The sequence below is a fragment of the Gilliamella sp. ESL0443 genome, assembly GCF_019469165.1.
Classification (GTDB): Bacteria; Pseudomonadota; Gammaproteobacteria; order Enterobacterales; family Orbaceae; genus Gilliamella; species Gilliamella apicola_E.
The window spans coordinates 306,803-318,956 of the sequence record NZ_CP048263.1; the positions used below are offsets into that span (position 1 = coordinate 306,803).

General features: G+C 29.2%; 12 protein-coding genes and 1 other RNA gene. 1 reads left to right on the forward strand and 12 read right to left on the reverse strand.

Annotation, left to right across the window (positions count from 1 at the left end; all coding sequences use genetic code 11):
* Positions 1–107: 107 nt before the first annotated feature.
* The 5 genes from GYM76_RS01455 to GYM76_RS01475 all read right to left on the reverse strand — a co-directional run bounded on the left by GYM76_RS01455 (position 108) and on the right by GYM76_RS01475 (position 3,423).
* A complete protein-coding gene (locus GYM76_RS01455) occupies positions 108–830 on the reverse strand; it encodes a hypothetical protein (protein WP_220225642.1) in 723 nt (240 codons plus the stop codon).
* A gap of 700 nt (positions 831–1,530) precedes the next feature.
* Positions 1,531–1,755, reverse strand: a complete 225-nt coding sequence (locus GYM76_RS01460; RefSeq protein WP_220225643.1) for a hypothetical protein — start codon at positions 1,753–1,755, stop codon at positions 1,531–1,533.
* A gap of 196 nt (positions 1,756–1,951) precedes the next feature.
* Entirely contained in the window at positions 1,952–2,578 is a 627-nt protein-coding gene (locus GYM76_RS01465) for a hypothetical protein (RefSeq protein ID WP_220225644.1), read from the reverse strand.
* A gap of 23 nt (positions 2,579–2,601) precedes the next feature.
* On the reverse strand, positions 2,602–3,138 hold the full coding sequence (locus GYM76_RS01470) for a hypothetical protein (RefSeq protein WP_220225645.1): 537 nt from the start codon (positions 3,136–3,138) through the stop codon (positions 2,602–2,604).
* Between the two features lie 6 nt (positions 3,139–3,144).
* Positions 3,145–3,423, reverse strand: coding sequence for a hypothetical protein (locus tag GYM76_RS01475; RefSeq protein WP_220225646.1), 279 nt, complete (start codon positions 3,421–3,423; stop codon positions 3,145–3,147).
* Between the two features lie 323 nt (positions 3,424–3,746).
* On the opposite strand from GYM76_RS01475, the gene GYM76_RS01480 reads away from it, so the two are divergent.
* Complete coding sequence (locus tag GYM76_RS01480; protein ID WP_220225647.1) at positions 3,747–4,484, forward strand: carbonic anhydrase; 738 nt, start codon at positions 3,747–3,749, stop codon at positions 4,482–4,484.
* Positions 4,485–5,130: 646 nt separating this feature from the next.
* On the opposite strand, the gene GYM76_RS01485 is transcribed toward GYM76_RS01480, so the two are convergent.
* The 7 genes from GYM76_RS01485 to GYM76_RS01515 form a co-directional block, all read right to left on the reverse strand.
* Complete coding sequence (locus tag GYM76_RS01485) at positions 5,131–5,919, reverse strand: RloB family protein (RefSeq protein ID WP_220225648.1); 789 nt, start codon at positions 5,917–5,919, stop codon at positions 5,131–5,133.
* A 15-nt stretch (positions 5,920–5,934) separates the two neighbouring features.
* Positions 5,935–7,182 carry an ATP/GTP-binding protein gene (locus GYM76_RS01490; protein ID WP_220225649.1) on the reverse strand — a complete coding sequence of 416 codons (1,248 nt, stop codon included), beginning with the start codon at positions 7,180–7,182 and terminating at the stop codon, positions 5,935–5,937.
* A 349-nt stretch (positions 7,183–7,531) separates the two neighbouring features.
* Positions 7,532–7,801, reverse strand: coding sequence for a hypothetical protein (locus GYM76_RS01495; RefSeq protein WP_220225650.1), 270 nt, complete (start codon positions 7,799–7,801; stop codon positions 7,532–7,534).
* A gap of 469 nt (positions 7,802–8,270) precedes the next feature.
* The gene (locus tag GYM76_RS01500; RefSeq protein ID WP_220225651.1) at positions 8,271–9,134 is read right to left on the reverse strand and encodes an FRG domain-containing protein; all 864 of its coding nucleotides are present in this window, start codon (positions 9,132–9,134) and stop codon (positions 8,271–8,273) included.
* A 9-nt stretch (positions 9,135–9,143) separates the two neighbouring features.
* Positions 9,144–10,022 carry a helix-turn-helix transcriptional regulator gene (locus GYM76_RS01505; protein WP_220225652.1) on the reverse strand — a complete coding sequence of 293 codons (879 nt, stop codon included), beginning with the start codon at positions 10,020–10,022 and terminating at the stop codon, positions 9,144–9,146.
* A 90-nt stretch (positions 10,023–10,112) separates the two neighbouring features.
* Positions 10,113–10,477, reverse strand: a transfer-messenger RNA (tmRNA) gene (ssrA, locus tag GYM76_RS01510).
* Positions 10,478–10,751: 274 nt separating this feature from the next.
* Positions 10,752–12,140 (reverse strand): MFS transporter, encoded by a 1,389-nt coding sequence (locus tag GYM76_RS01515; RefSeq protein ID WP_081303387.1) that lies wholly within the window; start codon positions 12,138–12,140, stop codon positions 10,752–10,754.
* Positions 12,141–12,154 lie beyond the last annotated feature (14 nt).

Here is a 12,154-nt window from a genome sequence, read left to right on the forward strand (position 1 = left end):
ATATTAGGGATTTCTCGAAAGTTATAAATAGATAAATGAATATTATATACGGTATGTATTTTATTTCTATTTAGTTAAACTAATACAATCCGCATAATCACTCATTTTTATTCAGGAACAAAATCACTAATATTATTAAAGACGATATGATAACCATCACCCATGTTTAACTTTATTTTTTTATAGGTAAATTCAACAAACAGGCTTTGTAATGAGTGAAAATCACGCTCTTTTTTAGATAAAAACTTTTTTGCATATTCAATATACTCAGGGCAACAATCCTTATATTTTTCTGGGTTATCGATTATTTCATTCTGATAGAACTGTTTTTGAACCAAATAAGACTCTTTTCGGATCTCATCAAAATATCTTTCATGGCAAATGGCTTCTAGCTGTGGTGTAGTTTTAATCGCTGTTGATAAAATAAATTTACCTTTATTGTTATGTAGCAGTATATCTTCTTTAAAAGAAAATGGTAAAAATACATTTCCCCTATCAATATCATCAATTAAGTTTTGAGAAACCGCATATTCTATTTCACCAGTTAATAGGAAATCTTGATCCTTGTTATCTCTAAATTCTATTTGGAGATCATCTATACCCAGATACAGCTTTTTAATGATAAAAAGCGTCTTACCTTTTTGTACCAGTGAAAAGTCTTCAGGGTTTAATCCTTTTAATGCTAATTTTTTACTGCCTAACTGAATTAAAACAGGATCATGGTCTAACACAATGACTTTGCTAGAGTTTATGCTTGTTTTTTCCTCTTTATGCGTATAAGCACAAGAAGTCAAAAAGCTAATGAGTAAAAGTATAGCTATCGTTTTCATTATTTTCCTAATTAAATAGTAGTATGTATAAAATCTATATTAAATCCCCAATGTTCATGATCATAATGATTTTGAACACCAGAGTTTACACCGGAAAACTCTGCCAAAGTTGTCGCATAGTTAGATCTGAATCCATATTCAAAAGCAATTTGGTAAATAATAGCATTTTTATTTCTATCAAAATATAAATAATACCTTCGATCTCACTGAAAACTTCTATCATTAACTTCCAAATAGCGAAAATCAATATCCAAGCCAGACCTATTACCAAAATGACAATGTCCACCATCGTGAGATGGTCTTTGCTGCCAAGGGTAACTTCAATTTATCTTTCTTTCGAACTTAAACTTTATTCGCCATCAAACTCGACTTGTCCATGACTTACCCATTGTTCATCTTTCCACTCACCGTCAAACCTTTCTACCCCAGACCAAACGACTTTTGATTTTTTGATATCGATAATGACACATTGATAGTTTTCGTGTAGCCATTGGTCATTGTCTGATATTTCAACATAACCTTTGATAATAGCATCGATTTTAACATAATGTTTATTTTCAGATATTTTAATATCAATCGATTCAATACCGGTATATCCGTCATCATATCCTTCGATTTTAGATATAACACCACTTTTACTTAGTCTTGGTTCTGAATAGAGTTTGAAATTTTTATTATAATTTAAGAAGATTAATTCTTCCTAGTTGTTGATTTTTAGTTTATAGGCATAGCCAGATTGGCCTAATAAATGCGTATCAGATTGCGAAATTATCTTAGGAGAAGAAATATCTAAAGGATCTAAAACATTAGTCGCTACGTCACTATATTCTAGGGGAGTGGGATGATTAACTGCTTGTTGATTTTCTATTTTTTGACTGCATGCTACGTTAGCCAAAGACAACAGAATGAGTAATAATATTCTCATTTTAAGTTTATTTCCTCTTCCCATTAAATCGAGCTGTTAATACTATTTAAAACTAATTTTTTGTTTTAATTTTAATATAAATAATAGCAATGAATAAGAACAACATTATCCAGTAAACATTCTTGTGGTTGTTTTGATGATGTGTTTCTCATTTAATTCACTACATGGATTAGAAATATGTGATATCTCTTTCCTCTTATTCTTTCCAATTAAATTTTTCACCCGACTGTTTTTTTTGTAAACACTCTTCAGTAGTATATTGTTGTGGGCAGGCAAAGCAGTCTTTTGTATTTTCATTGGTAAAATTTAAATCATCAGGGATTTTTATGATGCCATTTATTGGTTTTATCTCTTGACTTAAGCAGATCAAATTTGCATTTGTATTATCATAATCATCTTTTGCTATTTCAAATTTATAAGATATACGATCCCAACCAGTTTGTTTGAAAATTTCCAACTTATTATTTCTTTCTCGAATAAATAGCTCATAGGCGCTAACACCAATTCTGTTTTGTATTTCGACAATGACATAATCCAATTTATTTATCAAAGAAATTTCAAATACTTGATCATAGGTATTTAGATAATCTATAAAAAAAACTTCGGATTGCAAAATTAATTTCTGTGAAAAAACATTGAAAATATCTAAAATATAAGTATTTCCGAAATTATCTTTAATAATGGGTGACATTGTATTAGCCGTTTCATTTATATTCTTTTTTTCATTAAAGAAACCAACTTCCGCATTTTCGTTATTTGATTGTTTATTACTACAACTACATAGTAATACTATAATAAAAAAGTAACTTATTTTATTTTTCATCACGTTATCCATCTTATTAAGTATCATATTTCATCGATACTTTTTATATCATTAATCGCCAGTAAATTATATCTAGCTCCGTTTGAATAAACCTTTAATAAAAATGCGGTATTTCGTGTTCGTATATTTGTTTTATTACAATATTTTGTAATTATTTCATGGTTAGTAACGGTTAAGTAAAGATTTGCATTATCTTGTTTAAAGTTAAATGCAGTGGGTTCTGTATTATTCTTTTTATATTGATAATAAAGAATAAATTCGAGTTTTTTAGGTAAAAAACCATCCATTTTTTCTTCATCATATATATAGTTTCCTTTCCCACAATAATCAGATAATGTTGCTTCAAATTGCACATTATCCACTTGTATAGAATCAATATTGTTAGGTATAGCATATATATTTGATAATGAGATTTTTTCACCATTTATTAGGGTGAGGGAATTACTAAGAATGAAGTTTACTTCTTCTGATTCTATATTTTTTTTAATAGCGTTAGACACATTTCCTTTGCTGCAATTAGCGATAAAGGGAACAAGTAAACAGAGAGCTATTATTTTCATTTTCTTTTAGATTTCCTTATCTGGGATACCATATATTTTTTTATATCCGGATGGTGAAAAATAAGTATTTCTTTTATTAGTTACACCTTCAACTTTATATTTTTTGCATATAAAATACAATTTATTTTCATTGAAGGCACCTACGTTTTTATTTCCAATAGCATTATCATAAAATAATAAATATTTTCTAGCTGAATCATTCCTCATTCTCACTATTACAATAAAATGATCGGTGGTTTCATCCGTAATAGAAGAGCTAGGGTGATTATTAACTCGGTATTTCATTTTTAATTGAATCTTTACTTCATAAATACATGCATCAAGCTAAAACTATTTACCTTTTGGGTTTAGCCATACATTTTTCCAGTATTATTTTCATCTACAATTTTGATATTTTGATAAGACTTGCTCATTTTGATGAAATAAAATAAGAATATCTGCACTATCAATCACACTTAATTTATTGAAAATTAGCGGGAATAATACAAGAAGTATGTTCAAGGCTTTTTATTTAGATTTCGAGGCAAAAAAATATATTTTATTGAGACATCTTTATAAATGAGGTATAAAATTTATACACTGAAATTTAATTCTCATTGAAGGCAAACATGAAACGTAACGCAATTATCGCAATGTTTATGCTAGCAAGCTTATCTTGCGCCGCAGCAGAACATCACCCACATTGGGGGTATGAAGGACAGGAAAAACCAGAAAACTGGGGAAAACTTTCACCGGAATATTCAACTTGTGAAAATGGTAAAAATCAATCGCCAATCAATATTGATCATGTATTAAAAACAGAACATAGCAAGCTTAAACTTACTTTTGAAGCCGGTCAGCAAAATATTATTAACAACGGCCATACTATTGAGATCGATGTTTCCGGAAATAACCAATTAGAAATAGACGATGAAATATTCACATTACAACAATTTCATTTCCATACACCGAGTGAAAACACCATTAAAGGTAAATATTTTCCAATGGCAGCACACTTTGTTTATAAAAACAAAGATAATGAATTGGCCGTAATCGCATTAATGTTTAATAAAGGTGAGACTAATTCAGAATTAGCAAAAGCATGGCAACAAATGCCCACAGAATCAGGAAAAAGCGCCATTTTAGCAAACGCCGTTGATATTAAAGCGTTATTCCCAAAGGAATTGAATTATTACCGTTTTAGCGGATCGTTAACAACACCTCCATGTACAGAAGGGGTAAGATGGATCGTGTTACAGCAACAATCCCAAGCTTCAGCAGAACAAATCGAAAAATTCCACTCGATCATGCACCATGATAATAATCGCCCAATTCAGCCATTACATGGACGGGTTATTGTTGATTAAATAAAACTTTTTCTGCTCTAATAGATAATAAGTCAATGGGCTTTACTGACATTTTGAACACCATAATTAAGTTAGTTTAGCCCTTTAAGTATTATCAGAAATCGATAAAGTATTTGCGACATCTAATTCCCTATCATTCACATAATATATAAATTCATTTCTTATTTTTCTACAGATATTTCTTATGGTACTAGTTTATATAGCATGAAATGTTTTAGATGATTTTAATTAAATAATTGTCAAGTTTGACATGAACTTGTACCGATACCAATTATCTTAGCATAAAAGTTTTATTTGAATAATATTGCATTAATAACGTGATAAAATAACGTATGACATTTACTATCAAACGCTTTGGTGTTTTGGAAGGATCTGGGGGAATTTATGTAAATAACCTATTTCCCTTATTAAATTTGTTAAAACTCATAATAAATAAAATTTTTATTTTTTGTGTAAATTTCTATTTTTAGTTAGAGGAGGTATTTAATATTTGAAAAATTATTCTTACTGATTTTAGTTAAAATTTAAAAGTTAAAACTAATCTAGGTTTTCGATTTTGTAGTAATTTTGAAAAGTTGATCATAGAAAACCGGTAACAGCTAGCTCCAGTTTGTGCTAGTAAAATATATTAATTTAAAATATCAAGTTATCTATGCAGCTTCGATAACTGTTGATATGTTTTAATGTATGACTCTATGAATTCTTCTTCATGGTCTTTACTAAAAATGTATCCCTCATGATTTCTTTGATTAATATTTTCTAATAATTTTACTAATTTATGTATAGTACATATTGGATTAATTGACTCGTTATCCTTTTGCCATTCAATTAGTTTCATCGAATTATTTAGTGCTTCTTTATAATTATCAATAAACTGTTCTATACATTTTCTATTTGTTTCGTTATATTCTTTAGCATATTTTTTCAAATAAGCCTTTGCCGTATCCCCTATAGATTTCTTACCCTTAGAATTGAATGGTTTAGTGCATAAATCAAAATGCAAAATGAACCATATTTCAAAACAAGGATAAGTATAAATTGGAAAAATTTTTACTTTAGTTTGTTTAGGATTTTGATTCTTATAATTTATGATTTCATTAATAAAATTCTTATCATTAACTGTATCTAGATCGAATACGCAGAATATGTAATCATATGGCTCAAGCTTTTGGATTGATTCTTCTGCGATTGTTATAGCATTTTTAATAATTCCAACACTATCAGTATATTCACATTTTATTACTGATAGTGTCGATAAAGAAAGCTTATTTTTTAATCCATCAAAATAAATCTTCTCCGAAACACCTTCTGTCAATATCAAAATTTTGGGTATTATTGAACGTCTATGATTAATATTTCGTCTTATATCTTTTCTATTGGCCCGGTTTTTCTTATTTTCAAGTATTTTTTTCTTTTTTAAATCTTCACTTCCCATTAAAGACTCCCAGCTTTAATCTTTGAAAAATGGTGTAGCGCCATATCTTCCGCTTAAATAGCGTAGCTCCCAATTTTCTCTATCATTTCTTGGACGGAAGTCTGATAAAGAATATAAAATAGATGCTTGTTCTGAATTTTTCTCAATAAAATAAATTTGGTCTTTTCTTAAATATTCAGAGTCAATTAAATGAGTATCATGTGTTGCAGCAATTAGCTGATTGTTTGTTTTTTGAAAACTTCTTACAAAATTTTTCACTAATAGTGGATGTAAATCAGAGCCTAGTTCATCAATATAAAAAGCTTTTGACTCATAGATTGAATCTTTCATCATAATTGATGAAAGCTTGAGTAGCTTAATAGTTCCTCTTGATTCAAATTTTACCGGAAACTCAATTAAGTCATCATTATTATCTTTATGGTAGGTAGATATTTTATAAGTAAATTGGTCTTTTAAATTATCAAGTAATTTCTTTTTGATCTCTTCTGGAATATTATCATCATCAAAAAAATCTGATTCAATTTTTTTTTCATCAATGCTTAAGTCAACAATATTAATATCTTGAGAGCGAATAAAATCTAATATATTTTTTTTATAAGAACTATCATTGCAACACATCCTAGCTAAATTTATCATATCAGGTTCTTCAGATAAGCCTTTAACGAACCAATTATAAATAGGTTCTAAAAAGTGGGTATTTTCTTGAACTGCTTTTGATAAAAAAAGTACATTTTTAGCTGTTTTTTTTGCTATATCGTTAAAGATCCTTAATGGCTTCAAATCAGTACCAAAATTAAAGATATACTGGTCCTGAGTATCTAAAAATCTATCAAATATAAGCTTTTCGTACCGTTTTGGAAAATAAGAGAGATGTTCATTAAATATTCTGTCTTTATAAAATGAAATAGAATAGTTATATCGAATATTATTACAAAAAAAGTTAATTTCATAACGTGATGGAGAATGCCGACTTTCAGAATTTAATGCAAACTGAGGAGATGAGAGATCCCATAAATTATCATTTGGAGTAAATTTCAATGACTCTAAGACCAAACTTCTGAAGTGAGCGAGGGCTGTAATAAAATTAGACTTTCCTGATGCATTAGCTCCATAAATAATAACTGCTTTTAAAAGCTTAATTCCTTCTATAGGAGTATCAAATAAATTATCTTTATTATTATCATAGGGTGGTTCTGCAACCAAACTTAAAGTTTGGGGTTCTTTAAAAGAAAGAAAATTTTCTACAGTAAAATTAATAATCATTTATGGATCCTTTTTTAATGGATATTCTATCCATAATATTAGTATCTTTTATTCTAATATTATTGTCAATTATATGTAATACAGAAAATATTGATATCAAATAAGTGGGTTTGGAATTTTTGAGTAAATATCTCTAAAAAGCTAGAAATAGCTAATTAATCTTATCCTTTAGCTTGCTTTTAACTCATAACTTACCATATGTTATTCAGAATACAGATAGAGTGTTTGCAATTGAATCAGTAAACGCGAAAGATATTATATAATTTATACAAGACATTTTTTAATTTAGATTGTAATGGAGAGAAGGTAATACAAAAAATAAATGATGTATTCAATGCAAGGGAGTTACTTATATTAGAATATAATATTCCACTCGAACAGTTAATGATTTCTTTTTATTTTTACATTGAAAGTCTTCTTTTAAAAAGATTGAAAGAAAAATTTCAACTAGCATAAATGATAAAATAATGGTCATACTTAGTTTATCAAACATAGGATATACTGCCCCAAGGATATTTGAGATATCGGTTGCCATTCCTATCTGATATTTAACTGCGGAAAAATAATGGGCAATCATCAATACCTCAACTATAAATATTATAATCATAAAAGTTATCATGAAATTTTCATAATCGGCCTTTCCCTTTGTTAGTGGCGGTTATGTCGATAATGAATGATAAAATGACTGTATTGCTTTTCTTGCTATTCTGCTTAGGTTTGTGGATAGATGCCTTTTACTAATCTAATTTAGAATCTACCGTTAATATATTCAACATTTTTGCTCGTTCAGACTGTACAGTGAATATCAATTGATCTGTATAAAAATACAATTAAAAAATAAAATATATAGTTTCAATTTGATAATCTTATCACAATTAATTAATAGGTTTTCTCTCTGCCATATTAATAAAATTTCCAATTTGATTAATATTTATTCTAAGTTGATTCATTTCTCCCATTTTAATTTATCAAAACATGATATTTCTAGTTTTTAAGTTCAAGATTAGCGTTCATTTATTGGTAGATTAATTAATGTAAAAAGAAGAGATTATGATACATTAACTTAATGTGATGAAATGATATATTATTCAGATTATTGATCTATTTTTATAAGATATGTATCTCGCAGAGCTCTCGATATCGGGAAAAACCGTACTTTCATTAATATTGATTAAATCTAATTCTTGTAAAATTTTTTTCCGATTATGAATTTTTATTCTTTGAATTTCTATATGTTCATTACCGTTTTCATTTAAAGTAGCATTTAAGCCAAATAAAAGGAAAACGCCTGATTGAGAAGATATTCTAATATTATTTTTTATCCCTTTAATACATATAATATTTTTTAAATCATATTTATCAATTCTGGGTTCAAAAAATGGTTTTTCTTCTCTAATAAAATGTAATAGTTTCTTTATACTTGGTTGCTGATTAAAACGTTCTTTTTCTCTATTAAAATTAATTGCTTTTTTTTCATCGTGGGATAGTCTTGCTAAATTTGCAATACAACTTGCTGTATCAGAGTCATAATATTTAATATATTCGTTATCTATAAAAAATAGAATTACTTCACCAATTCTTTTGTCTATTTCGATACTAGATTTACAAGCGAAATAGAGAGCTATTAATGGATTTGATGTTAGATCGAGTAGTCTGGTGGGCATAGAGTAATGTTGCATTCTAACTAATTTATCTAATGTATATTTATCATTGATAAACTCTTTATATTCAGACATATAAAGTTCTCGATATAATATGTGCTCTTGGCTACAATATTCGGTATGACTTTGATTATTTTTTCTAAATAATGATGGTTCTAAAAGATAATTTTCATTTGAATGACCTCGATAGAATATCTTTTGGTGATTCTTATTTTCAATATTCAGTATTTGATCAATAAATTGAACCAAACTCTCTATATGAATATTTTCTATATTTTTTCTTTTATCCATTTTATTTTCTTAGTTATTTTCGAATATTTCTTTACAACCAATTTTATATAAGTACAGAGGAACATCAATTAAACCAACACTATTCAAGGGAATAAAATGTATTTCACCATTATAATCAGAAAATTGAATAAATCTATTGAGTTCAAATTCAATTGTATCAACATTATCAAATAATTCCGAAGCATTAACTATATCAATAGTTTCAACAGTATTATCATGATAATAAATATATGCCTGATTTAAAATCTCAAGTACATTATCCTCAGTAATTCTTTTTTCTTCAATTAATTTTGCTACGATATTTTGTAGCTCTTCTGAAGTATTCTGACAAAAATGTTCATAGTCAAAAAAGTATTCATCTATCAAGTTATAAAATTCTTCAGAGCCTAGTCCTTGATATCCATCCCACGGAAGCTCCCAATCTTTTGGCATGTCTGAAGCATCGTCGAGGAGTGAAATTTTTTTTACTATGTTTTTATTGATGAACAGTAATCGATTATTTAATGTGTCAAAAGATAAGATATTATTTTCTTTACTTGGTTCATCATTACTTAAGATTGATTCAACTCTATCAAATGTAGAATTAGTTATAGGGTACCATTTAATTATATTCGAATTATATAAAAGAATACCTATATGTCCCCAAAAATAATCAATAGTTTCGTTGGTGTTCCAAGGCATATGATTTGTTGTTGTTATTGTTTCATTACTTAAAATGTCGTGAACACTTGTACCAAAAATAACAGCAAGATCTCGTAATATTTTTAATTCAGGCTGAGCTTTATTCAATTCCCAGTTTTGGATATCTTTGGTTTTTACGCCCAACATATTAGCCAAATATTTTTGTGTATAATTACTTTGTTTTCTTAATATTTTAAGTTTTTCCATAAAAATAATATTATTATTTAAATATATATAATTATGGGTATAAATTACACAAAATACAAGTCATTAAGTATAGGTGGGAATTATAATTGATGGTGGAGCTGGCGGGAGTTGAACCCGCGTCCGAAATCTCTACATCCTTGGTACTACATGCGTAGTTTGTCTTTAAATTTCGCCTACCTGCTGCGGACAAACACGCTACCGATAGACTAGCTTGATTAAGTTTAATGCTTCCGCCCCAAGCAAGGCTTCCACACGATCTCGTTTGGGTTTGACTCCTCTTTATCCCCGTCCTACGAGCGGAGGCTAGGGAGAGAAGGCTCTATGCAGGTTATTAAGCTGCTAGTGCGTAGTTTTCGTCGTTTGCGACTATTTTTTTGCGGTTTATTTACGAGGCCTACCGCACCTCGGCATGCACCTTGGGTTTCGCAAATCCCGTCGAATCCAGAATCAGCCCCAATTGTGGTATAAGTAATATTAGGGCATTATAGGTGAATTCAAGTAGTAATACAAGTTAACCTATTTCTGGATTTATCTATCTTTCCATTGGTCTTGCAGGTTTTAAAATAGCGATATTAATAGTATGCTTTTTTTGTTTTCTCTGAATTGAATAGTTAATATCAAATAGTGAAAACTGTATATTATTTTGATTTAGGATTGTTTTTACATATTTAGCCAATCGATGAAGTAGAGGGAATAATAACAGATTTATCAATCCCTCCGTTTAGATGGTCAATAGACATTATGTGTTCTTTGAGCTAGTTCTTTGATGATATCAGGATAAATTTTTTCTAAGGTATAAAACCGTAATAATATAATGGTGATTGCGCTTAATACTAAGGGTGCATAAATAAATAATACTTGTAAAGTAGTTAATACACTTTCAGGTTGATTAGCAATATCTGTCGCAATATATCCTGCCATTCCTAATATCCAACCAATTCCTCCGGAAGCAATACCACTGCCTAATATGGCGCTAAAGCTTCCTCCACTATAGACTAGGCCATCATTTCTAATGCCAAATTTCCATTCGCCATAATCGATGGTATTGGCTAGCATAGAATATGCATTTCCCATAATAGGTGCAAAACCTGCTCCTCGTAAGATAGTTCCAATTATTGCAATATAGGTATCATGAGGTGCAATTGCCATGATAATACTACCTAATATAATGGTTGCCATACCAACAATTATAAATGTTAAACGGCTCATTATTTTTAAAATATAAGCTGAGCACATTAATACTACAACTAACGGTAGTGCAAAAGCCATATTGATTAAACCGATAAGTTGGCTATCGGCCAAAAGATATTTTGCGTAGTAAACACCCACACCATTGATTAGTCCTAAAATACTAAAACTTACTAACATGGTGAAGAACATTGTGACCCAATACTTATTTGCTAAAAGAGTTTTTAATGAAACACCAAGTGATGGCGCATTGTACTTAAATTGGTTAATTGGTTTAATCCGCTCTTTAGTATTAAAAAAAGTATAGAAAAAGGTAAAAATTAAAATTGCGGCATAAATTATCATGGTAAACTGCCAACCGCGTTCACCTCCACCAAAAAATTCGACTAAAGGTAGTGTAATATACGGAATGATTAACATGCTTGCAAAATAGCAAAGCATACGATAAGTATTTAATCGACTGCGTTGGTAAGAGTTTTGGGTCATTAATGCTGCTAGCGTGCCATAAGGGATATTGCTTGAAGTGTAAATAATCCAATGTATATTGAGCGTAATGGCAGCAAAAATTAATAATGCAAATTCACTCCAATTTTCTGGTGCACTAAATACCATTATCAAAGATAAACCAAATGGAATTGTCGACCATAAAATCCATGCTCTAGCTTTGCCATGTTTGCTTTTTGTTCTATCAACAATAAAACCCATAACGACATTAATCACAGCATCAAAAACACGTGAAAATAGTAGTACAGCTCCTAGTAAAGTAGCTGAAACTCCCACAATATCGGTATAATAGTAAAGCGCAAAGGTTCCAACGGTAACACCCGAAAAGCCTGTTGCAAAATCACCTAGTCCATAAGCGAGTTTTTCTTTAAATGAGATGTCATGGTCAGCCATATGACCATTGTTATCAATTACTGTTGTATTCATTATGATATCTCCAA